We start from the raw sequence: 22,189 nt of genomic DNA, 5'->3' as shown, positions 1-22,189 counted from the left end.
TGTTGTGGGGATCTCGAACGGGTGCCACGCTCAGCCCCTGAGGGTAGCCCTGCGCGTGAAATACAGCATCACGGCGACGCCGGTGGAGGTCACGGCGGTCACCACGATGGACATGGCTGCTAGCTGCGGGAAGCTGCCAAATACCCACAGCTCTGTCATGACACGGCCGATGACCGGGTTGCGGGCGCCCGCCAGCAGGCTCGAAGCGGTCACTTCTCCGGCAGTGTGGATGAAGACGATGATCCAGCCCGCCATGAGGCCGGGCAGCGACAGCGGCAACAGGATGCGCAGGAAGGTGCGACCGCGACCGGCACCGGCAATACGCGAGGCCTCGGACAGATCGGCGCCTATGCCGCTGGCTGCTGCTGCGGCGGCACGCGCAGCGAAGGGCAGCGCCATCGCCAGGTAGGCGAGGAACAAAAGCGTCGTCGTGCCGTACAACTTGAAGGGCGCAGGCGTGAACGTGATCAGAAAGGCCACCCCGATCACCGTGTGCGGCAAGGTGGCCGGCAGGGTCAGGACCATGTCCGACGCTTTGGCGACGGCCCCTTGGCTCTGCCGAGACCCCAGGAGCAGCAGCGCCGCAATCAACACAGCGGCGGTCGCCGTGGCCGCCCCCAAACCCAGGCTGGTGACGAAGGCGCGGCTGGTTGGGCCGTTCTCGAACAGCACAAAGGTGTAATTGGCCAGGGTGAACTGCGCGCTGTCGATGATCGGCGTCCAGAAGGGTTGCAGAGAGACGATGGCCAAGCCGAGCACCGGAAGCACCGAGGTCGCCAGCAGGTAGCCGATGGCCAGGCCCTGCGCGGGGCGGCGCCAGCGTCCCAGACGGATCAGGCCGGCACGCCCGCCGCGTCCGCCGATCACCGCATGGCCCTCAGAAGGCACTAGCCAGCGCTGGGCCAGCAACAGGGCCTGGACCACCGCCACCATCGCGGCGCTGAGCATCAAGCCAGTCGCGGTCTGCGGCGGAAACTGCTCGAACAGCCGGTAGATGTGCACCGAAATCACGTCCATCCGGGCTGCGGTGCCCAGCACGATGGGCACCGAGAACAAGCCGATGCCGCCGATCACAGCGGTCAGCGCGCCGGCCGCGATGGCGGGGCGCACGGCCGGCAGCGTGACCCGCAGCATGGTGCGCAGCGGCGAGGCGCCGTGCACCCGGGAGGCTTCGTCCAGCGAGGCGTCCAGCCCGCGCAGCGCCGCTGCCACGATCAGGTACACATAGGGTACCAAGTACAGGCCGGTGACGAAGACCAGACCGGTGGGCGTGTAGATGTCTAGGGGCCCGCTGTCGAGAGTGATGCCAACCCGCTCCAAGATGTTCTTGAGCGCGCCATTGACCAAGCCAACGCGCGGATCGAGCAAGATGGCCCAGCCAATCACGCCCGCGATCGGCGGCACGATCATCGGGGCCAGGGGCAGCAACTCGCCGCTCGCGCCCAGTGAGCCGTCGGTGCGTTCATTAATGAAGGCCAGCACTGCGCCCACCACCGTGGCCAGTGCCGCTCCGCCAAACACAATGATTGCCGTGTTGCGCAAGACGCGCAACAGAGCCCCCGACTCGATGGACTTGCCAATCGCCGCAATACCGGCCGGGGCCTCCCCCAGGGTTCGGAACACCGCCACACCCAAGGGGTAGACGAGGAACACGGTCACCAGCACCAAACTGGCCACCAGCAGGACCTCGAACCCGGCAGGCAGACCGGTACGACCTGTGCCTACCCTCATCCGGCTGCATCCTCCAGGGCATAGACCCACGTTCGCGCCACTGGCACCGTCACCGCTGCAGGGGCCGCCTGGGCCATCGCCTCGGCGCCGATACCCAGGGTGACCACCAAGTGTTCGCCGGCGCGCAGCACGTGCTCGCGGATGGCGCCCTGAAAGACCGAGCGCTCCAGGATGCCCTCAATGCGGTTGAGTCCCGTCGGGGTGTCCGCTGTCCTTGCGCCCACCGCGCAGTGCTCGGGCCGGAACATCACGGCCACCTTCTGGCCGGGCCGGATCGCGCCCGCCCGGACTCGGCCGATTAGTCGTCCGACAGGCGTCGCCACCACGCATTCGTCCGCCTGGCAGGACTCCACCTCACCCTGCACCTCATTCGCGCTGCCGATGAAGTCCGCGACGTAGCGAGTGGCAGGGCTGTCGTAGATTTCTTCGGGAGTGCCGATCTGGGCGATGCGCCCCGAATCCATCACCGCAATACGGTCGGCCAGCGCCAGAGCCTCGGCTTGGTCGTGCGTGACGTAAAGCGCGGCAAAGCCCAGGCTGCGCTGAAGCGTTGCCAGTTCCAGGCGCAGGCGCGCACGCACCTTGGCGTCGAGGTTGGACAGCGGCTCATCGAACAGTACCAGGCCGCCTGTCGCCACCAAGGCGCGGGCCAGCGCCACGCGCTGCTGCTGCCCACCCGACAACTGGCCGGGGCTCGATGCCCCGAGGGCCTCCAGTCCGACGCGCGCCAGCGCCTGAGTTACGCGTGGCGCAATTTCGCCTGAAGCCACGCCCGCATTGCGCAAGGGATAGGCCACGTTCTCGAACACGCTCATGTGCGGCCAGAGCGCGTAGCTCTGAAACACCATGCCCAGGCGACGCGCCTCGGGCGGCACCCAGATGCCCTGGCGCGCCGACGACACAGGCTCTCCGTCAAGAAGGATTTCCCCAGACTCGGGCTGCTCCAGCCCGGCGATCGATCGGAGCAGCGTGGTCTTGCCGCAACCGGAAGGCCCCAGCAGGACGACGAACTCGTCTGGACCGATGTCCAGGGACACATCGTTCAAGGCGACATGCTCACGCGTGCGGGTCTTGAATCGTTTGGTGAGGCCCCGAACCGAGACCCGGGGCGTGCCCGCTCCCAAGGCCTTTGGAGCCGTTGATGTCGTTCGCGGCAAAGTCATCCGTGTGGGATCCGAAATGGGCATTTCGAATGCAAGATGGCAGCCGAAATAACCGGCCGGAGGCTATCACATTACCTGATGAGCTCAGAGTTTTCCGAATACTGGAACGATTCGTGCGAAAGAGCGAGTGGCCAAGAAAAAAGGCCGGGGAAAACCCCGGCCCTTTTAGGCGTGTCGCCCATGCACGGGTGGCAACGCCCAAGCGTTGCCACCTTCGCGCATTACATGCCCATGCCGCCCATATCGCCCATGCCACCGGGCATGCCGCCACCGGCGGGAGCATCGTCCTTCGGTGCTTCGGAGACCATGCACTCGGTGGTGAGCATCAGGGACGCCACGGAGGCCGCGTTTTGCAGCGCGGTGCGGGTGACCTTGGTGGGATCCAGGATGCCCATCTCGATCATGTCGCCGTAGGTGTCGTTGGCAGCGTTGAAGCCGTAGTTGCCTTTGCCGTTCAGAACGGCATTGACCACCACAGAGGGCTCGCCACCGGCGTTGGCCACGATTTCGCGCAGGGGCGCTTCGATGGCCTTGAGCACCAGCTTGATACCGGCGTCTTGGTCGGGGTTGTCACCCTTGATCGTGCCAGCAGCCTGCTTGGCGCGCAGCAGCGCCACGCCACCACCTGCGACGATGCCTTCTTCCACCGCAGCGCGGGTGGCGTGCAGGGCGTCTTCCACGCGGGCCTTCTTTTCCTTCATCTCGACTTCGGTGGCGGCACCGACCTTGATGACGGCCACGCCGCCGGCCAGCTTGGCCACGCGCTCTTGCAGCTTCTCGCGGTCGTAGTCGGAGGTGGCTTCTTCGATCTGCACGCGGATCTGCTTGACGCGCGCTTCGATGTCACCGGCAGCGCCAGCGCCGTCGATGATGGTGGTGTTTTCCTTGCCCACTTCGATGCGCTTGGCCTGGCCCAGGTCGGCCAGGGTCACCTTCTCGAGGGTCAGGCCCACTTCTTCAGCGATGACCTTGCCACCGGTCAGGATGGCGATGTCTTCCAGCATGGCCTTGCGACGGTCGCCGAAGCCCGGGGCCTTGACGGCCACGACTTTGAGGATGCCGCGGATGGTGTTGACCACCAGGGTCGCCAGGGCTTCGCCCTCGACTTCTTCGGCAATGATCAGCAGCGGACGGCCCGACTTGGCCACTTGCTCCAGTGCGGGCAGCAGGTCACGGATGTTGCTGATCTTCTTGTCGTAGAGCAGCACGAAGGGGTTGTCCAGGAGGGCGGATTGCTTCTCCGGGTTGTTGATGAAGTAGGGCGACAGGTAGCCGCGGTCGAACTGCATGCCCTCGACGACGTCGAGTTCGTTTTGCAGGGACTTGCCGTCTTCCACGGTGATCACGCCTTCCTTGCCGACTTTGTCCATCGCGTTGGCGATGATGTCGCCGATGGAGACGTCGCTGTTGGCGGAGATCGAGCCGACTTGGGCGATTTCCTTGGAGGTGGTGGTCGGCTTGGAGGCGTTCTTCAGCTGAACGATCAGGGCCTCAACGGCCTTGTCGATGCCGCGCTTGAGGTCCATCGGGTTCATGCCGGCGGCCACGTACTTCATGCCTTCGCGGACGATGGACTGGGCCAGCACGGTGGCGGTGGTGGTGCCGTCGCCGGCGTTGTCGGAGGTCTTGGAAGCGACTTCCTTGACCATCTGCGCGCCCATGTTCTGGAGCTTGTCCTTGAGCTCGATTTCCTTGGCCACGGACACACCGTCCTTGGTCACGGTGGGGGCGCCGAAGGAGCGCTCGAGCACCACGTTGCGGCCCTTGGGGCCCAGGGTGACCTTGACCGCGTTGGCCAGGATGTTCACGCCTTCAACCATGCGGGCACGTGCGTCACCGCCGAAAACTACGTCTTTAGCTGCCATTTGTAGGACTCCGAAATTCAGTAAATAGGGGGGATTGGGTGAAAGTAATCGCTAACTTGATTACTTCTGGACCACGGCGAAGACGTCTTCTTCCTTCATGACCAGCAGTTCCTTGCCGTCGACCTTGACGGTCTGACCGCTGTACTTGCCGAACAGGACAAGGTCGCCGACCTTGAGCTCCATCGGGATGCGGTCGCCCTTTTCATTGCGGCGGCCGGGGCCGACGGCGAGGACCTTGCCCTGATCGGGCTTTTCGGCGGCGTTGTCGGGAATGACAATGCCGGAAGCGGTTTTGGTCTCGTTTTCGAGGCGCTCGACGATCACGCGATCGTTCTGAGGAATCAGTGCCATGTGTTCTCCTTGACGGGTTTTGCTTGTTTGCCAACTGTGGGGCCGCGCGGGCGGCCCCGGAAACGGCGGGAAGGCGTGCGTTGTTAGCACTCGTCCCCGGCGAGTGCCAATGATAGGGGCATCCGAGGCGGTTTCAAGGCCTGGGCCGGGAAATCCCGCAAATCGGGCGCCTGGCCTGAATTCTTTGGGGTTCATTTCGCGGCCGCACGCAGTCGCCTGCGGCAACCGGCGGAGCGAGTGGGCCCCCTATAGTGCTCAGGTCTCGACCCCATGTCTGCCTCCCGCCGCCCCCTTCCTCTGCGTCTTCTGGCGCGCCTGCGCTGGCGCGCCAGCCGCCTCTCGCCGGTGCTGCGCGGAATGCTCTGGGCTGGCCTGGCTGGGCTCCAGTTCATTTTCCTCAACGCCGTGATGCGCGAATTGACCCGGCAGCTCGGCCCCTTCGAGACCCTGTTCCTGCGATACGCCGCCGGCATCGTGGTGCTGACTCCGCTCATGCTGCGTGCCGGTTTGGCTTATTGGCGGCCCCTGAGCATTCCAGGTCAGTTCCTGCGCGGCGCGCTTCACACCGGCGGCCTCACATTGTGGTTTCTTGCGGTCGTCCATGTGTCGCTGGCCGACACCACCGCCATCAGCTTCAGCGGCCCGCTGCTGATCATGCTGGGCGCATCCTTGTTCCTGGGTGAGCCGATGCGGTGGGCAAGATGGGTAGCCGCCCTTGCCGGCTTTTGCGGCGTCTTGCTGGTCATGGCGCCGCGGGTCACCGGCGAGGGGGGGGGCTACATGCTGGTGATGCTGGCCTCCACCTCGGTCTTCGCGGGCTCCTACCTGCTGACCAAAGCCCTGACGCGCCATGAGCGGCCGGAAGTGATCGTCGTCTGGCAGACCTTCACCGTGGCCTGCTTTGGCTTGCCGCTGGCCCTGCTCTGGCCTTGGATCTGGCCCAGCGCGGGGCAGTGGGCCTTGGTGCTCCTGTGCGGCGTGATGGGTTCTTCGGGGAATTACTGCATGACTCGGGCCTTCAAGACGGCTGATATCTCTGCCACTCAGCCGGTGAAGTTTTTGGAACTGCTCTGGGCTTCCCTGCTGGGTTGGGCTCTTTTCGGTGAACTGCCCACGGCGTGGACCTTGGCTGGCGGTGTCGTCATTGCCGCCTCGACGGTTTGGCTGGCCCGGCGCGAGGCCCGCGAAGCCCGAGAGGTCAGTCAGGCACGCAGGTCAGATGCACTTGCGCAACGCGCCACGCCCGACTGATTCCGGGGCGGGTCCCGCACACGCAGCAACAGACGCTGCCTGGCGTGGACTCAGCCCTCGTTGGACACGCCGCCAGCGACATGGCCGGCCGGCACATGGCGGGCTGCATGGTTCACATGGCCGGTCTGGTCGTCGAAAAAGAAATCCGGCTCGAACTCGCGCAGAAACTCCCCTTTGGGCAGGCCGCCCAGGAACATCGCCTCGTCGACCTGAATGTCCCAGTCCATCAGCGTGCGAATGGCGCGCTCGTGCGCCGGCGCGCTGCGTGCCGTCACCAGGGCAGTGCGGATGCGCATGGTGGGCCCGCCCGACTGCTGCAGACGGTGCAGCGCGGCAAGCAGGGGCTTGAAAGGGCCTTCGGGCAGCGGCACCCGGGCCTTGGACTGCTCGTGGCGGACGAAGGCATCAAGGCCTTCGGCCTGGTAGACCCGCTCGGCCTCGTCGGAAAAGAGCACGGCGTCGCCATCAAAGGCGATGCGCACTTCATCGGGGTAGGCGTCGCTGGCCTGGACCGACTCGGTGAGCACGCGGGCGGCCGGAAAGCCAGCGTTGAGTGCCTCGCGCACATCCTCGTGGTTGGCCGAGAGGAACAGGTGCGCGCCCAAAGGCTTGAGGTAGCGAAAGGGAGGCCGGCCCTGGGTGAACACGCCGCGCTGCAGCGCGATTTCATTGGCTTTGACCGAGCGGAAGATGCGCATGCCCGAGACCGGGTCGTTGCGCGAGAGGATCACCACTTCCACCCGCTGCTGGTCCGGCTCATTGAAGGCCAGCAGCTTCTTGATCAAGGAGAAGGCAATGCCCGGACGCGCCGGCAGGTCGAGCCGGTCCAGCTGCAACGCCATGTAGGCGCCGGGGTCGCCGCCTTCGAAGAAGCGGTTTTCCTCCTCGAAGTTGAACAGTGCGCGCGAGGAGATCGCGACTACCAGCTTGTCCTGCAGGCTCACGGCCATGGGGTGTCTTTCATTCAACGCACCCACTGATTGAGCTGGATGATGGGAAGCAGCACCGCCAGCACGATGACCATCACCACGCCGCCCATCGCGACGATGAGTAGGGGCTCCAAAATGGTGGCCAGGTGCATGGCGCGCCGCTGCACCTCGGCCGACAACTGGTCAGCGGCGCGTTGCAGCATGGCGGGCAGTTGGCCGGTTTGCTCGCCGAGGCGGGCGAACATCGACAGCAGGCCCGGAAAGCGCGGCTTTTGCGCCAGGGCCGAGGCCAGCGGCGCGCCCTCGCGCACCAGCACCAGGGCGTCCATCGCGTCGGCGCGCAGGGAGCGGTTGCCCAGCGTCTCGCCGGCGGCCTGCAAGGCTTTCAAAATGGGCACACCACCGGCCACCAGCATGGCCAGGGTGCTGGCAAAGCGCGCTGCGTTGTAGCCGCGCGCGAGCCGACCTACCAGGGGCAGCCGCAGCCAGGCGGCGTCGAAACGCTCGCGCAGCACGGGGTTGCGCAGGGCCAGTGCCAAGCCGCTGCCGGCGGCCACGAGCACTGCCAAGGCCCACCATCCCCAGTCCCGCACCGCGGCGCTGAGGCCCAGCATCAGGCTGGTGAGCATGGGCAGGCTCCGCTTGGTGCCTACGAACACGCTGGCCACCTGCGGCACCACATAGGTCACCAGGAATATGACGATCACGATGGCCACCACGGTCACGATGGCCGGGTAGAGGGCGGCCCCCAACAAACGCGCACGCAGGGCCTGCTGCGCCTCGAGGTCATCGGCCAGGCGTTCGAGCACCGTGCCCAGTTGGCCGCTTTGTTCGCCGGCGCCAACGACCGCCACGTAGACCTCGGGAAAGTCGCGGGGAAATTGCGCCAGCGCGCGGCCGAAGGAGGCGCCCGCATTGACCTCGGCGCGCAGCGCCGCTACCAAGCTGCGCTGGCGCTCGTCGTCGGCTTCTTCGGCCAGGGCGGTGAGCGCGCGTTCAAGGGGCAGGCCGGCGGAGACCAAGCCTGCGAGCTGACGGGTCCATACCGCCAGCCCGGTGCTGCCAAACACCGGCCGGGTGACCCAGCTCTTGGGGCCCGACGCTCCGGCAACCGGGTGCACATCCAGAGGCACCAGGGCCTGCGCTCGCAGCAGTGCGCGCACCGCACGTGCGGTGTCGGCTTCCATCACGCCCTGGCGGGTGGCGCCCTGAGCGTCCAGGGCTTCGAAGGCATAGGCCGGCATGCAGCAGATTATGGCGGTCGACCCGTGCGGCGACCATGCCCCTTGGAAATGCGCGCTTGTCCTACAGCCGGCTGGCTTGCCGGGTTCGAGTCTGAAGCACAGAATTTTCTATGGATGCTCTGGTTCGCAAAATGGCGCCCCAACTGGCTACGGCGCCGGTCGACCTGGCCTTGTTGCTGCCCGGCGGGCGTCTGCTCGGGCCGGCTCAGGCGCAGGTCAAGCTGCGCTTTTCCGGCTGGCCGGGTGTGGCTGCCCTCGCCGCGGGCCGGGTGGGGCAGGTGGCCGAAGACATTGTCGAGGGCCGAACCGAGCTTCAGGGCAGCATGCGGGCGGTCATGGCCGCCGCGGCGCACCTGTTGCCGGGGTCGCCCGTGCATGCGGGGCCGGGCGCTGGCGTCTGGGCGCGCCTGCGCTCCTGGCTCGGGCACACACGAGCGCGCGACGCGCGCCAAATCCGCTTTCACTATGACGTCGGCGACGAGTTCTACGCGCTCTGGCTCGACCCGCGGCGCGTCTACTCCTGCGCCTATTTCGAGCACCCCGACATGGGGCTGGCCCAGGCCCAGGAGGCCAAGCTGGACCTGATTTGCCGCAAGCTGATGCTGCGGCCGGGCGAGCGCTTTCTCGACATCGGCGCGGGCTGGGGCGGCCTTCTGCTCTGGGCGGCCGAGCACTACGGGGTCCAGGCCCACGGCATCACCCTTTCGCGCCAGCAATTCGCCCATGTGAGCCGTCTCATCGCGGCGCGAGGCCTGCAAGGGCGTGTGCGCATAGAACTGCGCGACTACCGCGACCTGGACGTGGCGCAGGGCTTCGACCGCATCGCCTCCGTCGGCATGTTCGAGCATGTGGGCCGGGTCCATCTTCCGGGCTACTTCGCCCGGATCCGCGGTCTGCTGCGCCCCGGCGGGCTTGTGCTCAACCACGGCATCACCGCCGGTGGTCTGGACAACGCCGAGTTGGGCAGCGGCATTGGCGCCTTCATCGACCGCTACATCTTTCCCGGCGGTGAACTGGTGCACGGCAGCCGGGTCCTGCGCGCCCTGACCCAGGGCGGGCTGGAGATGCTCGACGCCGAAAACCTGCGGCCGCATTACGCACGCACGCTGTGGGCCTGGTCGGACGCTCTGGAGGCCCGCCTGCCTGAGGCGCGGGCTGCGCTGGCTCGCCCGCATGGGGCGGCGCAGGCAGAAAAACTTTTGCGCGCCTACCGCCTGTATCTGGCGGGTTGCGCCCTCGGCTTCGAGCAAGGCTGGCTGGCCCTGCATCAGGTACTGGCCAGCCGCACCGACGGCAAGACGCACAGCGGACCGCTGCCCGGCGCACAATCAGATTACCCTTTCCATCGGGGCTACATGTACCCCGCACACTGAATGCTCTACAAGTTCAAGACCAAGGCGGCCGGTGACCTCATCATGCTGGAGGCCGATGGTCGCCGGCTGTTGGAGATCATCGGCAAGGACCCCGGGCCCACCGGCATCATCCTGCCCGAGCAGATAGCGGCCGCCCAGGCTGCGTTGGATCAGGCCATTGCCGCCGAAGAGACGCGCCAGCGCGAGGCGGACGAGGCCGCCCGGGCGGAGGGGCGGGCGCCCGTCCGGCCGCCCGTGAGCCTGCGTCAGCGCGCCGTGCCCATGATGGACATGCTGCGCCGGGCAGCCAAGGACCAGCACGAAATCACTTGGGGTGTGTGAGAAGTACGGGGCCGCCTGTAGGTGGCCCGCAAATAAAAAGGCCGCCCTCGTGGTGGCCCGGAAATAAAAAAGGCCACCCTCGTGGTGGCCCGGAAATAAAAAAGGCCACCCGAGGGTGGCCTTTGTGCATGAACCGAGTCGTGCTCAGTTGGCGTAGACGCCAGCAGCCTTGATGATGGGGCTCCACTTTTCGATTTCGGACAGGACGAACTTCTTGTGTTCGGCAGGTTCGACACGGCTGTCGGACACGACCACTGCGCCGAGGCCCTCTTGCTTCTTGACGAACTCGGGGTCCTTCAGGGCCACCTTGAGGGCGTCGTTCAGGCGCTTCTGGATCGCGGCGGGCGTTCCTTTGGGCGCGTACAGGCCGTGGAAGATGGTGACTTGCAGACCCTTGAGCCCGACTTCATCGAGCGTGGGCAGGTCTTTCAGAGCCGCGGTGGTCAGGCGCTTGGGCGTGGTGACGGCGTAGGCCTTGACCTTCTTGCCCTCGATCTGAGCGGACGTGTTGGTGGTCTGGTCGCACAGCAGGTCGATCTGGCCGCCGATCAGGGAGACCAGGGCGGGGGCGGTACCCGAGAACGGCACCGTGGTCATATCGACCTTGAGTGCGTTTTGCAGCAGCAGCCCGCACAGATGGGAGGCCGAGCCGATGCCAGCGTTGCCGATGTTGATCTTGTCCTTGTTCTGGTTGATCCAGGTGACCAGGTCCTTGAAGTTGTTGGCCTCCATGTTCGGACGGGCGATGATGGTCATCGGCACGTCGTTGATCATGCCCAGGTACTCGAAGTCGCTGTCGACCTTGAAGGAGATATTGCGCACCAGGGTCGGCATGGTGGCCATGCTGATGTGGTGCAGCATCAGGGTGTAGCCGTCCGGCTGGGAGCGGGTTAACTTGGCCGCACCGATAGAGCCGCCGGCGCCCAGCGCGTTCTCGATCACGATGGTGGCGCCGCCCAGGGGCTTGCGCATGGCCTCAGCTAAGTCGCGCGCGACGCGGTCGGTCGGGCCGCCCGCGACAAAGGGCACGATGATGGTGATGTTCTTGTCAGGCGCCGGGTAGCTGGCCGTTTGGGCCCAGACGCCGGTCGCGGCCGCGGCCAGGGCGGCCAGTGACAGTACGCGCTTGATGGATTTCATGAAAACTCCTCACTGTGTAATCCCGGGATGTTAGTGCTGACCGGGACGCCGGCCTCGCGTTTACTCAAAAAATTCCCTAGGGCTTACGCGGATACCGGAGGCTTCGGACGCTCTGGCGGGTTGGTGAGGATCCGGCGGAATGTCCAGCCGGCGCAGGCCAGGCCAGTGCCCGCCAGACCGCTCCAGCGGGGGAGGGGCCGGCCGGCGGTGGCCATGCAGGCCGGCCCCTGCAGCCAGAGCGCCAGCGGGAGCAGGCTCAGGGCTCTGCCCATGCCCTTGTGAGCAGCGGGGATGGGGGGCGTCCCGGGCGGCGCTGGGGCGGTCTGCGACAGGGCCTCGGACAGGGCGCCCCCGAGCAGGGACCCCACCATCGAGATGCCCACCGTGGCCGCCAGCCCGGCTACGGACGCTGCGGGGGGGCGTGGGGGCCCCGGTAGCCGTTGCCAGGCGAAGTTGGTCAGAAACAGCAACACGCCGGGGATGGCATCCTGAGCCAGCGTGGGCTGCGCAGGGAGCGTGGCCTGAGAGCCCAGCCAGTTCCGCAGCGCCTGCTCACCCGGCGCGGTGGCCAGGGCTGCGGCGACCGGAAGAAAGCCCGCCAGCACCTTCACATGCGCCGGCCCGCTGGCTCGGGCGAGGCCGCTGAGGGCGAAGGACAGGCCCAGGGGCACGCCTTGGGCAAGTCCGCTCACCAGCGCGGCATGGCCGATGCGGTCCCTGTCCAGGGGCAGCCGATCGAGGAGGTAGGCGGGGCGACCCGTCCCACCTGGAGGTGCCGGCCGCGCCACCGGCACGCTGGCCGCATGGGGGTTTTCAGGCGGGTCGGGTGAGATGCGTCCCTCCGTCGCTGGCGGACGCAGGGCTAACTGGGTACCGACGCAGGCGCGCCGGCTTTGGGGGAAGTGCGGAAGGCGGTACATGGGTCGCTCCAATGAGTGGTGCGGCGGTGCGGCATATTCGCCCCCATTGGAATCCCGACTCCCCGGGCGCGAGGTCCCCCTGCGGGAAAACGATAATCCCCAGACTGTCATGAATCACAGCGTAGAAACCACATCCCGACTCAACAAGCGCATGGCCGAGCTTGGCCTGTGCTCGCGCCGCGAGGCCGATGCCTGGATCGCCCGCGGCTGGGTGCGGGTCGACGGCCAGGTTGCCCCCATGGGCCTGCAAGTGGGGCCGCAGGCCCGCATTGAAGTCGACCCGGCGGCCCGCGGGCAGCAGGCGCAGCAGGTCACGGTGCTCCTGCACAAGCCGGTGGGCTATGTGAGCGGCCAGGCCGAGGACGGCCACCAGCCGGCCGTGACTCTGGTGCAGGGGCGCAGCCACTGGCGTGGCGACCCCTCGCACCTGCGCTTTTCGCCAGCGCAGCTCAAAGGGCTGGCCCCCGCCGGCCGGCTGGACATCGACTCCACCGGGCTGCTGGTGCTCACCCAGGACGGACGGGTCGCACGCCAGCTCGTCGGGGAGGACTCCGGGGTGGAGAAGGAGTACCTGGTACGGGTGAGCTTTGGCGAGGTCACTGCCGATGTCGAGCGCGCCTTCCCGCGCGAGGGCCTGGCCCGGCTGCGCCACGGTTTGTCGCTCGATGGCAAACCGCTCAAGCCGGCCCGGGTCGACTGGCAGAACCCCGAGCAGCTGCGCTTCGTGCTGACCGAGGGCCGCAAGCGCCAGATCCGCCGCATGTGCGAGGCGGTGGGGCTCAAAGTGGTAGGCCTCAAGCGGGTGCGGATTGGCCGTGTCACCCTGGGCCAGCTGCCGGCGGGGCAGTGGCGCTACCTGGGACCCAGCGAGCGTTTCTGAGGGCGCCCGGGCCACCTGGCCGGCACGAGGGTCTTGAAATTACCGGCGCCCGCCCCAGCTTCAGGCTTGGCCTGATAACCCGGCGAACTGGCAAGCTCGCCACCTGCGAGCGGCGGCCGGCCTCGCCTCCAATTCGGCTCCTATTCCTGTTCCCGTTTCTGATTCAGCCCACCCGACATGACCCAAAAACAGACCCTGTCCTTCCAGGCCGAAGTGGCCCAGCTGCTGCACCTGGTCACCCACTCCCTGTACTCGAACAAAGAGATTTTCCTGCGCGAGCTGGTCTCCAACGCCTCCGACGCCTGCGACAAGCTGCGCTTTGAAGCCCTGGATGACTCGGCGCTGTACGAAGACCAGCCCGAGTTGGCGGTGCGCGTCGCCTTTGACAAGCAGGCCGGCACGCTCACCATCACAGACAACGGCATCGGCCTGTCGCGCCAGGAGGCGATCGACAACCTGGGCACGATTGCCAAGTCCGGCACCCGCGATTTCGTCTCGCGTCTGTCGGACGCGCAAAAGTCCAGTGCCAGCGAGCAGGGCCAGCTCATTGGCCAGTTCGGGGTGGGCTTTTACTCCGGCTTCATCGTGGCCGACCGCATTTCCGTTGAGTCGCGCCGCGCTGGCCTGCCGCCTGAGGCGGGCGTGCGCTGGGTCAGCGGCGGCAGCGGTGACTTCGAGGTCGACGACATCACCCGCGCCGAGCGGGGCACCGCCATCACCTTGCACCTGCGCGAGGACGCGTCCGAGTACCTCTCCACTTGGCGCCTCAAAGACATCATCGGCAAGTACTCCGACCATATCGCCCTGCCCATTCGCATGCGCAAGGAGGAGTGGAAAGAGGGCGAGAACGAGCAGCCCGGCGAGATGGTGACCACCGACGAGTGGGAAACCGTCAACCAGGCCAGTGCCCTGTGGACCCGGGCCAAGAAAGACATCACGCCCGAGCAGTACGCCGACTTCTACAAGGCGATCAGCCACGACCACGAAGCCCCGCTGTCCTGGGCCCACAACAAGGTGGAGGGATCGACCGAATACACGCAGCTGCTGTTCATTCCGCAGCGCGCCCCCTTCGACCTGTGGAACCGTGACAAAAAGGCCGGGGTCAAGCTCTACGTCAAGCGCGTCTTCATCATGGACGACGCCGAGGCGCTGATGCCGGTGTACCTGCGCTTCGTGAAAGGCGTGATCGACTCGGCCGATCTGCCGCTCAACGTCTCGCGCGAGCTGCTGCAGGAAAGCCGCGATGTGCGCGCCATCCGCGAGGGGTCAACCAAGCGGGTGCTGTCGATGCTGGAGGACCTCGCCAAGCACGAGAAGGACGAGGCCGCCTCCGAGGAGGACAAAGCCAAGTACGGCAAGTTCTACGCCGAGTTCGGCGCAGTGCTCAAAGAGGGTCTGGGCGAGGACTTCGCCAACCGCGAGCGCATTGCCAAGCTGCTGCGGTTTGCGTCTACCACGTCCGACACGGCCAGCCTGTCCCTGGCCGACTACAAGGCGCGCATGAAGGAGGGCCAGGAGGCGATTTACTACATCACCGCAGAGACGCTGGCCGCAGCCAAGAACAGCCCGCAGCTGGAGGTGTTCCGCAAAAAGGGCATCGAGGTGCTGCTCATGGCCGACCGGGTCGACGAGTGGGCCCTCGGCCACTTGCCCGAGTTCGACGGCACGTCGTTGCAGTCGGTGGCCAAGGGTGCGGTCGACCTGGGCACGCTGCAGGACGACGCCGAGAAGAAGGCGGCCGAAGAAGCGGCGGAGGCCTTCAAGCCGGTGCTGGCCAAGCTCAAGGAGGCCCTCAAGGACCGCGCCGAGGACGTGCGGGTGACCGCGCGCCTGGTCGATTCGCCCGCCTGCCTGGTGGTGCAGGACGGCGGCATGAGTTTGCAGCTGTCACGAATGCTCAAACAGGCGGGCCAGAAGGCGCCCGAGACCAAGCCGGTGCTGGAGGTCAACCCCGATCACGCGCTGGTCAAAAAGCTGGACGGCTCAGTGCACTTTCATGACCTGGCGCACATCCTGTTCGACCAGGCGGTGCTGGCCGAGGGCGGCCTGCCGGAGGACCCGGCGGCGTATGTGAAGCGGGTGAACGCGCTGCTGGTCTGAGCCCGGCTCACACCACCAGCGGCGGCTCCTCCATCGACTCGAGTTGGTCCTCGAGCATCTGGCACTGGCCCTTCCAGTAGTCGCTGCTGCCAAACCAGGGAAAGGCCCGGGGAAAGGCCGGGTCGTCCCAGCGCCGGGCCAGCCAGGCGCTGTAGTGGATGAGGCGCAGCGTACGCAGCGGCTCGATGAGCGCCAGCTCGCGCCGGTCGAATTCGCGGAACTGCTCGTAGCCGTCAATAAGCGCGCCCAGCTGGCGCTGGCGCTGCACACGGTCGCCCGACTGCAGCATCCACAGGTCTTGCACTGCCGGGCCCATGCGGGCGTCGTCGAGATCGACGAAGTGGGGGCCCTGGTCGGGCGTCCACAGGATGTTGCCCGGGTGGCAGTCGCCATGCAGCCGCAGGTGTTGGGGCGAGAGGGCCGACAGCGCGGCGCCCGCTGCCGCGATTGCCTCGTTGCACAGGCGCTCCCAGGTCGAGCCAACGTCAAGAGGAATGGCGTCGTGGGCCAGCAGCCAGTCGCGGGGCTCGATCGCGAAGCTGGCCAGGTCCAGCGTGGGCCGATGGTGGAATGGCCCGGCCGCACCTACGACATGGATGCGCGCAAGAAAGCGCCCGATCCACTCCAGCACCTCGGCGTCGTCAAGTTCGGGGGTGCGTCCGCCGCGGCGCGGGCTCACGCTGAAGGCAAAGCCCGCGTGCTGGTGCAACGTGCGCCCCTGGACCACCAGCGGCGCCACCGCGGGCACTTCGGCCGCTGCCAGTTCGGCGGCGAATGCATGCTCCTCGAGGATGGCGTCCTCGCTCCAGCGGTCAGGCCGGTAAAACTTGGCGACCACCTGCGCGTGGCCTTCGAAGGGCTCGTCGAGACCGATTTGGTAGACCCGGTTTTCATAGGAAGACAGCGCAGTCAGGCGGCCGTCGCCCCATAGGCCGATGGAAGACAGCGCGTCCATCACCGCGTCAGGGGTGAGGGTCGCGTAGGGGTGGAGCGCATCGGACATGGCGGGGATTGTCCCCCTTTGACACGCGGATTGGCGCGGACCTGGCCCCTTTGGGGGCTGTGGGTCCGCGCTGTCTCAGGCCTGGAACCGTTTGCGCGTTAGGCCCAGGGCCAGCCAGAAGCCACCGACCGCGTACACGCCCAGCACCAGCAGGTGCCGCAGGGGCTCGCTGGGCCAGTGGTCCAGGAACATGGGTCGCACCAGTTCAACCGCTGCGGTCAGCGGCAGCCAGCCGGCGACCCAGCGCACGCCCTCGGGCAACTGCTCTAGCGGGAAGAACACACCCGAGAGAAACATCATGGGCGTGAGGCCCAGGGTGAAGTAATAGGTGAAGAAGTCGTAGCCCTTGGCCATTGCGTTGAAGATGAGCGCAATGCAGGAGAAGGTGATGCCCGCTCCCAGCAGCACGACCCAGGCCACCAGCAGCTTGGGGCTGGTGCTGATACCCAGAGCCACCATCACCAGCAGGATGGCCGTCACGGTGAACACCGACTTCCATGCTGCCCATAGCATTTCGGCCATGAGCACGTTGTCCAGGGTGACCGGCGCGTTCATGATGCCGTCCCAGGTCTTTTGCACATGCATGCGGGAGAAGGCCGAGTAAAGCGCCTCGAAGGAGGCCGCGTTCATTGCGCTCATGCAGACCGAGCCGCTGGCCAGGAAGACCAGGTAGGGCACTTGCTCGTCGCCGATACGAACCTGGCCGATCAGGGCGCCCATGCCGTAGCCGAAGGCCACTAGCCACATCAGTGGCTCGGCGATGTTGCCGATCAGGCTGGGCACCGCCAGCTTGCGCCAGACCAGCAGGTTGCGCATGAACACCGGCCACCAGCGGGCCGACAGGTCGGGCCGTCGCCACAGGCTCGGGGCGGAAGTGGGGGCAGACATGTCAACCTTCCTCGCGGATCTGGCGGCCGGTGAGCTTGAGGAACAGGTCCTCCAGATTGGCCGGACGGTGCAGGGTACGCAGGCCCGCGTGGGCGCCCAGCGCCGCCAACAGAGCCCGTGCGTCCTGGGTGTAGAAAAACACGGTCTCGCCGCTGACCTCCACTCGCTGCGCCATTTGACGCAGCGGCGAGTCGACCAGGGTCAGCGCGCCGTTGCCGTAGGCCTCGACCACGTCGGGCTCGAGGTGCTCGGCGATCAGCGCGCGCGGCGTGCCTTCGGCAATCTTGCGGCCATGGTCCATCACCAGCAGCCGGGTGCACATGCGCTCGGCCTCGTCCATGAAGTGGGTGGTCAGTAGGATGGACTTGCCCTGTTGCAGCAGCAGCTGCAGCCGCTCCCACATGAGGTGGCGGGCCTGTGGGTCGAGGCCGGTGGTGGGTTCGTCCAGCAGCAAGAGGCGCGGGTCATTGACCAGAGCCCGTGCCAGAGAGAGTCGGCGGCGCATGCCGCCGGAGAGCTGGCCCGGCTTGGCGTCGGCTTTGTGCGAGAGTGCGGCGAACTCCAGCAACTCGGGGACGCGGCTGCGGACCTCGGCGGCGCGCATGCCGAAGTAGCGGCCGTAGACCAGCAGGTTTTCGGCGCAGGTGAAGTCCGGGTCCAGGGTGTCGAACTGGGCGACCACCCCGAGTTGCTGCTTGATCGCCAGGGCGTCGCGCGGCATGGACAGGCCCAAGGCGCGAATTTCACCGCCGTCTGGGGCGGTCAGGCCCAGACACATCCGGATGGTGGTCGTTTTACCGGCGCCATTGGGGCCGATCACGCCCAGGCATTCGCCAGGCGCGATGTCGAAGGACAGGTCGTCAACCACTGTGGCATCGCCGAAGCGCTTGGTCAGGTGGCGGACCTCGAACAGGGGGTTCAAATCAGGCATGCGGGCCTCATTGTGGCCTAGCGCGGCAGGCGTCTGCCCGGCACGTAAAATTTCCCCGTGCCACCTTTTGCCATCACCTTGCAGCACCTGCTGCCCAAGCGCCTTCTGACCCGCCTCATGGGCGCCTTCGCCGGTTGGCGCGGTGGGCCAGTGACGCGGGCTGCGATCGGACGCTTTGTCACCCGCTACCGGGTGGATATGAGCGAGGCGGCCGACCCCCGCGTCGAGGCGTATCCGACCTTCAACGAGTTTTTCACCCGGGCGCTGCGCCCTGGGGCGCGGCCGATGGCGGATGCACCCTTCATCTGCCCGGTCGACGGTGCCATCAGTCAGTTTGGGCCCATCGAGCAGGGACAGATCTTCCAGGCCAAGGGCCACAGCTACAGCGCGCAGGCCCTGCTCGCTGGCGACGAGGCGCTGGCTCGGCGTTTTGACGGCGGGCAGTTCGCCACGCTGTATTTGTCGCCGCGCGACTACCACCGCATTCACATGCCCTGCGAGGGTTCGCTCACCCGCATGATCTACGTGCCGGGCGATCTGTACTCGGTCAACCCGCTCACCGCCCGTCATGTGCCGGGCCTGTTCGCCCGCAACGAGCGGGTGGTCTGCCTGTTCGAGACGGCGCAGGGGCCCATGGTTCTGGTGCTGGTCGGCGCCACCATCGTGGGCAGTATGGCTACCGTGTGGCACGGGGTGGTCAACCCGCCCCGTACCGGGCATGTGCGCCAATGGCGCTATGAGCCGGGCAGTGTGGTGCTGCGCCAGGGGCAGGAAATGGGGCGGTTCCTGCTCGGATCCACCGTGGTGATTTTGTTCCCGAAGGACGTGGCGAGCTTTCACCCCGACTGGGCGCCGGCGCGCCCGGTGCGTCTGGGCGAGGCCATGGCCTCGAGTGCAACGCCGTCCCCGGACCTTGCGTCGCGCACTGACACGGACTGAACCCGCCCCCGCCCGATGCGGGTGCGCATCGCGCAGGCCGCCTTGATGCCTCAGGTCACGGGGCCTACTGAAACGCCACCTCGTCGAAGGCGCGCAGCTTGCGACTGTGCAGGCGCTGGCTGCCGCCTTCGCGCAGGATTTCCACTGCTCGCATGCCAATGCGCAGGTGCTGGTCAACTCGCGCGCGATAGAAGTGGTCGGCCATGCCAGGCAGCTTGATCTCTCCGTGCAGGGGCTTGTCGCTCACGCACAGCAAGGTGCCATAAGGGACCCGGAAGCGAAAACCGTTGGCGGCGATGGTGGCGCTTTCCATGTCCAGTGCCACCGCCCGGCTCTGGCTGAAGCGGCGTTGGGCGGTGTTGCCCCCAAGCAGTTCCCAGTTGCGGTTGTCGGTGCTGGCCACGGTGCCGGTGCGCATGATGTGCTTGAGCGCTTCGCCCTGGCTGCCGCTCACGTCGGCCACCGCCCGTTCGAGCGCGAGCTGGATCTCGGACAGGGCCGGAATCGGTACCCAGGGTGGCAGGTCTTCGTCGAGCACATGGTCCTCGCGCACATAGGCGTGGGCCAGCACATAGTCGCCCAGTTGCTGGCTCTGACGCAGGCCGGCGCAGTGCCCCAGCATCAGCCAGGCATGCGGCCGCAGCACCGCCACATGGTCGGTGATGGTCTTGGCGTTGGCTGGGCCGACGCCGATGTTGATCATGGTGATGCCGCCGTGGCCGGGCCGCAGCAGGTGGTAGGCCGGCATTTGCGGCAGCCGGGGCGGCGCTACGCCCGGCAGGCCCGGGCCCTGCAACCGGTCGGACTCGGGCAGGCCCTGGCGGTGGGTCACCACATTGCCCGGCTCGACAAAGGCGACATAGGGGCTGCTCGGGTCGGCCATGGCCTGACGGCCCAAGCGGACGAACTCGTCGATGTAGAACTGGTAATTGGTGAACAGGACAAAGTTCTGGAACCAGTCCGGGGCAGTACCGGTGTAGTGCCGCAGCCGCTGCAGCGAGTAGTCGATGCGTGGCGCTGAAAAAAGAGACAGCGGCCGGGCCTCGCCCGGTCGCGGCTCGCGGGTGCCGTTGGCAATGCCGTCGTCCATCGCGGTTAGGTCCGGCAGGTCGAACAGGTCCCGCATCAGCGCACGCCGGTCGGCGCCGAGCTGGCCCTCGACATGGTCGCCCTCCGCGAAGGAAAAGTGGACCGGAATCGGCTCATGGCTGGTGCCCACCTCCAATTGCACGCCGTGGTTCTGGCGCAGAAGCCTGAACTGCTCCAGCAGGTAGTTGCCGTACAGGTCGGGCCGCGTCAGTGTGGTTTCGTAACGGCCCGCGCTGGTGGCAAAGCCGTAGGACAGGCCCTGTCCCTCGGCTTGGCCTTGCATGGCCTGCGGCCGCAGGCTGCTGGCGACCTCGATGCGCACATAGGGGTAGCAGGCGCGCACCCGACTGGCCAGCGTCTCGCCGGCGGCAAAGCGCGCAACCGCCTCGCGCAGGTGGCTCACCTGCTGGTTGTAGATCTTGCGGACCTGGGCCAGCGCTTGCGCCGGGTCCTCGTGGTGGGTGGGGGCGATGAAGGCAGGTGTCGCGGTCATCGGCTGATTGTGCCCGGCAGTTTTTACAGGGGTGGCGCGGGCCAGATGCGCCCCGCCCTTCAGACTGCGCGGCAGAGAGCCGTCCGCTCCGTTTTGTCGGGCTGTGTCCTACGGACCATCACGCTCATGCCCGACGTTACAGAAAACGGCCCATCTGCCACAGTCCGACCGCCGTCCTTCAGGGCGGCGCCCTTGATTTCTCCTTGGCCCATAGAAAGAGGAGCGCTCGCCCATGCGATCTGACACCCCGGCAGACAACCCCTTCGCCCTCATGACCGACCCCGAAGGTGTTTGGCAGGAGATAGCCCGATCCGAGCAACTCAGCAAGCTAAGTCAGCGCCGCTGCCATCCGCTAGACCGGGCAGTGATCCGCAGCGCCAGCGCGGAACTGGCGGCCTTTGACGCCAAGATAGACCGCACGACGGTCTATTTGCCTCCTGAGGACGACAAGGCTGTGGGACTGGGCCGTCCTTGGCGGACGGCGATGAACTGAGCGCGGGCCGGCACAGACACCAGCACCCTGAGAGAGCCCGCACCTTGTGGTGCAGGGTGAGCGCCCATAAAGAAACCCGACACCTTGCGGTGCTGGGTCGGAGCTCGTAAAAAAACCGATACCTTGCGGTGCCGGGTCGGAGCTCATAAAAAAACCCGACACCTTGCGGTGCCGGGTTTTGTGGCGACGCGAACCTGGGTCCGCGCTGTCGCTCAGGGCTTGCTGGCCGTCGGGAAAGGCCAGGCGGCCTGGGGGCTCAGCGTGGTCTGCGCGGCAGGAGCCGGGGCTGCAGCAGGGGCTGCAGCGGCAGGCTTCGCTTTCTTCGCAGCGGGCTTTTTCGCGGCTTTCTTCGCAGCAGGCTTTTTGGCGGCCTTTTTCGCAGCGGCCTTTTTCGCAGGCTTTTTGGCAGCAGCCTTCTTCGCGGCGGGCTTCTTGGCAGCAGCCTTCTTCGCAGCGGGCTTCTTGGCAGCAGCCTTCTTCGCTGCCGGCTTCTTCGCGGCTACCTTCTTGGCCGCCGGCTTCTTAGCCGCAACCTTCTTGGCTGCCGGCTTCTTCGCGGCTACCTTCTTGGCCGCCGGCTTCTTGGCGGCGGGCTTCTTCGCAGCGACCTTCTTAGCGGCCGGCTTCTTGGTGGCGGCCTTCTTGGCGGCCGGTTTCTTTGCAGTTGCCATTTCTATCTCCTGTTCAAGTTGATCAACATCAACGGAAGAAACACTCTAAAAGCCCCCGGGGGCATCAGAGCGATTCATGCCGTTGGGCCAGAGCCCAGCGACATGAACACGGTAACCCGCGTGTCGCCGGCCTCTGACGGGCCAGTCGACAATGCGGGCAAATCTTCTAACTCAAACTCCAACGAGTCGCAGTTGCCATTCAATCCCAGGAAAGCGCGCCACCCGACTGGTACTCAATCACGCGGGTTTCGAAGAAATTGCGCTCTTTCTTCAGGTCAATCATTTCACTCATCCAGGGGAAGGGGTTTTCCTCGTTGGGGAAAAGCGCTTCCAGGCCGATCTGCGTAGCGCGACGGTTCGCGATGTAGCGCAGGTAGCCCTTGAACATCGAGGCATTCATGCCGAGCACGCCGC

The 22,189-nt window shown here is 66.4% G+C and carries 20 protein-coding genes and 1 pseudogene; 7 read left to right on the top strand and 14 right to left on the bottom strand.

Going from position 1 to position 22,189, the window contains the following annotated elements; genetic code table 11:
* Positions 1–30 precede the first annotated feature (30 nt).
* The 4 genes from QE494_RS08600 to QE494_RS08585 all read right to left on the bottom strand — a co-directional run bounded on the left by QE494_RS08600 (position 31) and on the right by QE494_RS08585 (position 5,110).
* Positions 31–1,731: an iron ABC transporter permease gene (locus QE494_RS08600; RefSeq protein ID WP_300042514.1), complete on the bottom strand. Its 1,701-nt coding sequence runs from the start codon at positions 1,729–1,731 to the stop codon at positions 31–33.
* Positions 1,728–2,768, bottom strand: a complete 1,041-nt coding sequence (locus QE494_RS08595; RefSeq protein ID WP_300042522.1) for an ABC transporter ATP-binding protein — start codon at positions 2,766–2,768, stop codon at positions 1,728–1,730. Before QE494_RS08595 ends, QE494_RS08600 begins: the two co-directional genes overlap by 4 nt.
* Positions 2,769–3,115: 347 nt before the next feature.
* Entirely contained in the window at positions 3,116–4,759 is a 1,644-nt protein-coding gene (gene groL, locus QE494_RS08590) for a chaperonin GroEL (RefSeq protein ID WP_300042513.1), read from the bottom strand.
* A 60-nt stretch (positions 4,760–4,819) separates the two neighbouring features.
* Complete coding sequence (locus QE494_RS08585; RefSeq protein WP_300042512.1) at positions 4,820–5,110, bottom strand: co-chaperone GroES; 291 nt, start codon at positions 5,108–5,110, stop codon at positions 4,820–4,822.
* 270 nt (positions 5,111–5,380) lie between these two features.
* Here QE494_RS08585 and QE494_RS08580 point away from each other — a divergent pair, with 270 nt between their 5' ends.
* Positions 5,381–6,361, top strand: coding sequence for a DMT family transporter (locus QE494_RS08580; protein WP_300042511.1), 981 nt, complete (start codon positions 5,381–5,383; stop codon positions 6,359–6,361).
* A 50-nt stretch (positions 6,362–6,411) separates the two neighbouring features.
* Here QE494_RS08580 and QE494_RS08575 read toward each other — a convergent pair whose 3' ends face one another.
* Together QE494_RS08575 and gspF are read right to left on the bottom strand one after the other, a co-directional pair.
* Entirely contained in the window at positions 6,412–7,311 is a 900-nt protein-coding gene (locus QE494_RS08575; protein WP_300042510.1) for a 5'-nucleotidase, read from the bottom strand.
* A 14-nt stretch (positions 7,312–7,325) separates the two neighbouring features.
* On the bottom strand, positions 7,326–8,534 hold the full coding sequence (gspF, locus tag QE494_RS08570; protein WP_300042509.1) for a type II secretion system inner membrane protein GspF: 1,209 nt from the start codon (positions 8,532–8,534) through the stop codon (positions 7,326–7,328).
* A gap of 110 nt (positions 8,535–8,644) precedes the next feature.
* On the opposite strand from gspF, the gene QE494_RS08565 reads away from it, so the two are divergent.
* Together QE494_RS08565 and QE494_RS08560 are read left to right on the top strand one after the other, a co-directional pair.
* Positions 8,645–9,907 carry a class I SAM-dependent methyltransferase gene (locus tag QE494_RS08565; RefSeq protein ID WP_300042508.1) on the top strand — a complete coding sequence of 421 codons (1,263 nt, stop codon included), beginning with the start codon at positions 8,645–8,647 and terminating at the stop codon, positions 9,905–9,907.
* Positions 9,908–10,228, top strand: coding sequence for a DUF1840 domain-containing protein (locus QE494_RS08560; protein ID WP_300042507.1), 321 nt, complete (start codon positions 9,908–9,910; stop codon positions 10,226–10,228). It abuts the gene before it with no gap.
* 144 nt (positions 10,229–10,372) lie between these two features.
* Here the strand turns inward: QE494_RS08560 and QE494_RS08555 are convergent, their stop codons facing one another.
* Complete coding sequence (locus QE494_RS08555; RefSeq protein WP_300042506.1) at positions 10,373–11,368, bottom strand: tripartite tricarboxylate transporter substrate-binding protein; 996 nt, start codon at positions 11,366–11,368, stop codon at positions 10,373–10,375.
* Positions 11,369–11,451: 83 nt separating this feature from the next.
* Positions 11,452–12,288 carry a hypothetical protein gene (locus QE494_RS08550; protein ID WP_300042505.1) on the bottom strand — a complete coding sequence of 279 codons (837 nt, stop codon included), beginning with the start codon at positions 12,286–12,288 and terminating at the stop codon, positions 11,452–11,454.
* Positions 12,289–12,397: 109 nt separating this feature from the next.
* Here QE494_RS08550 and QE494_RS08545 point away from each other — a divergent pair, with 109 nt between their 5' ends.
* The gene (locus tag QE494_RS08545) at positions 12,398–13,168 is read left to right on the top strand and encodes a pseudouridine synthase (RefSeq protein ID WP_300042504.1); all 771 of its coding nucleotides are present in this window, start codon (positions 12,398–12,400) and stop codon (positions 13,166–13,168) included.
* A gap of 177 nt (positions 13,169–13,345) precedes the next feature.
* A complete protein-coding gene (gene htpG, locus QE494_RS08540) occupies positions 13,346–15,268 on the top strand; it encodes a molecular chaperone HtpG (protein WP_300042503.1) in 1,923 nt (640 codons plus the stop codon).
* A 7-nt stretch (positions 15,269–15,275) separates the two neighbouring features.
* Here htpG and QE494_RS08535 read toward each other — a convergent pair whose 3' ends face one another.
* From QE494_RS08535 to QE494_RS08525, 3 genes are all read right to left on the bottom strand, one after another.
* Positions 15,276–16,271, bottom strand: a complete 996-nt coding sequence (locus QE494_RS08535) for a serine/threonine protein kinase (protein ID WP_300042502.1) — start codon at positions 16,269–16,271, stop codon at positions 15,276–15,278.
* Between the two features lie 75 nt (positions 16,272–16,346).
* Positions 16,347–17,159, bottom strand: a complete 813-nt coding sequence (locus tag QE494_RS08530; RefSeq protein ID WP_300042501.1) for an ABC transporter permease — start codon at positions 17,157–17,159, stop codon at positions 16,347–16,349.
* A gap of 1 nt (position 17,160) precedes the next feature.
* Positions 17,161–18,090, bottom strand: coding sequence for an ATP-binding cassette domain-containing protein (locus tag QE494_RS08525; protein ID WP_300042499.1), 930 nt, complete (start codon positions 18,088–18,090; stop codon positions 17,161–17,163).
* A gap of 117 nt (positions 18,091–18,207) precedes the next feature.
* On the opposite strand from QE494_RS08525, the gene asd reads away from it, so the two are divergent.
* Positions 18,208–19,029: an archaetidylserine decarboxylase gene (gene asd, locus QE494_RS08520; protein ID WP_300042521.1), complete on the top strand. Its 822-nt coding sequence runs from the start codon at positions 18,208–18,210 to the stop codon at positions 19,027–19,029.
* A 64-nt stretch (positions 19,030–19,093) separates the two neighbouring features.
* Here asd and QE494_RS08515 read toward each other — a convergent pair whose 3' ends face one another.
* Positions 19,094–20,611, bottom strand: coding sequence for an AMP nucleosidase (locus tag QE494_RS08515; protein ID WP_300042498.1), 1,518 nt, complete (start codon positions 20,609–20,611; stop codon positions 19,094–19,096).
* A 232-nt stretch (positions 20,612–20,843) separates the two neighbouring features.
* Here QE494_RS08515 and QE494_RS08510 point away from each other — a divergent pair, with 232 nt between their 5' ends.
* Positions 20,844–21,104, top strand: a complete 261-nt coding sequence (locus tag QE494_RS08510; protein WP_300042497.1) for a hypothetical protein — start codon at positions 20,844–20,846, stop codon at positions 21,102–21,104.
* A 212-nt stretch (positions 21,105–21,316) separates the two neighbouring features.
* Here the strand turns inward: QE494_RS08510 and QE494_RS08505 are convergent, their stop codons facing one another.
* The gene (locus QE494_RS08505; RefSeq protein WP_300042496.1) at positions 21,317–21,775 is read right to left on the bottom strand and encodes a histone H1-like DNA-binding protein; all 459 of its coding nucleotides are present in this window, start codon (positions 21,773–21,775) and stop codon (positions 21,317–21,319) included.
* Between the two features lie 199 nt (positions 21,776–21,974).
* Positions 21,975–22,189 (bottom strand): annotated as a pseudogene (locus QE494_RS08500) (ribonucleotide-diphosphate reductase subunit beta); the annotation flags it as partial.

The organism is Ramlibacter sp. (assembly GCF_029866045.1).
Taxonomy (GTDB): domain Bacteria; phylum Pseudomonadota; class Gammaproteobacteria; order Burkholderiales; family Burkholderiaceae_C; genus Ramlibacter.
The sequence above is the reverse complement of the archived record's forward strand: the minus strand, read 5'-3'. Positions and strand labels throughout refer to the sequence as shown.

What these genes read in the sequence shown, in the direction of transcription:
- QE494_RS08600 (WP_300042514.1), bottom strand. Translation starts at nt 1,731, where the DNA reads ATGAGGGTAGGCACAGGTCGTACCGGTCTGCCTGCCGGGTTCGAGGTC.
- groL (WP_300042513.1), bottom strand. Translation starts at nt 4,759, where the DNA reads ATGGCAGCTAAAGACGTAGTTTTCGGCGGTGACGCACGTGCCCGCATG.
- QE494_RS08585 (WP_300042512.1), bottom strand. Translation starts at nt 5,110, where the DNA reads ATGGCACTGATTCCTCAGAACGATCGCGTGATCGTCGAGCGCCTCGAA.
- QE494_RS08580 (WP_300042511.1), top strand. Translation starts at nt 5,381, where the DNA reads ATGTCTGCCTCCCGCCGCCCCCTTCCTCTGCGTCTTCTGGCGCGCCTG.
- QE494_RS08575 (WP_300042510.1), bottom strand. Translation starts at nt 7,311, where the DNA reads ATGGCCGTGAGCCTGCAGGACAAGCTGGTAGTCGCGATCTCCTCGCGC.
- gspF (WP_300042509.1), bottom strand. Translation starts at nt 8,534, where the DNA reads ATGCCGGCCTATGCCTTCGAAGCCCTGGACGCTCAGGGCGCCACCCGC.
- QE494_RS08565 (WP_300042508.1), top strand. Translation starts at nt 8,645, where the DNA reads ATGGATGCTCTGGTTCGCAAAATGGCGCCCCAACTGGCTACGGCGCCG.
- QE494_RS08560 (WP_300042507.1), top strand. Translation starts at nt 9,908, where the DNA reads ATGCTCTACAAGTTCAAGACCAAGGCGGCCGGTGACCTCATCATGCTG.
- QE494_RS08555 (WP_300042506.1), bottom strand. Translation starts at nt 11,368, where the DNA reads ATGAAATCCATCAAGCGCGTACTGTCACTGGCCGCCCTGGCCGCGGCC.
- QE494_RS08550 (WP_300042505.1), bottom strand. Translation starts at nt 12,288, where the DNA reads ATGTACCGCCTTCCGCACTTCCCCCAAAGCCGGCGCGCCTGCGTCGGT.
- QE494_RS08545 (WP_300042504.1), top strand. Translation starts at nt 12,398, where the DNA reads ATGAATCACAGCGTAGAAACCACATCCCGACTCAACAAGCGCATGGCC.
- htpG (WP_300042503.1), top strand. Translation starts at nt 13,346, where the DNA reads ATGACCCAAAAACAGACCCTGTCCTTCCAGGCCGAAGTGGCCCAGCTG.
- QE494_RS08535 (WP_300042502.1), bottom strand. Translation starts at nt 16,271, where the DNA reads ATGTCCGATGCGCTCCACCCCTACGCGACCCTCACCCCTGACGCGGTG.
- QE494_RS08530 (WP_300042501.1), bottom strand. Translation starts at nt 17,159, where the DNA reads ATGTCTGCCCCCACTTCCGCCCCGAGCCTGTGGCGACGGCCCGACCTG.
- QE494_RS08525 (WP_300042499.1), bottom strand. Translation starts at nt 18,090, where the DNA reads ATGCCTGATTTGAACCCCCTGTTCGAGGTCCGCCACCTGACCAAGCGC.
- asd (WP_300042521.1), top strand. Translation starts at nt 18,208, where the DNA reads ATGGGCGCCTTCGCCGGTTGGCGCGGTGGGCCAGTGACGCGGGCTGCG.
- QE494_RS08515 (WP_300042498.1), bottom strand. Translation starts at nt 20,611, where the DNA reads ATGACCGCGACACCTGCCTTCATCGCCCCCACCCACCACGAGGACCCG.
- QE494_RS08510 (WP_300042497.1), top strand. Translation starts at nt 20,844, where the DNA reads ATGCGATCTGACACCCCGGCAGACAACCCCTTCGCCCTCATGACCGAC.
- QE494_RS08505 (WP_300042496.1), bottom strand. Translation starts at nt 21,775, where the DNA reads ATGGCAACTGCAAAGAAACCGGCCGCCAAGAAGGCCGCCACCAAGAAG.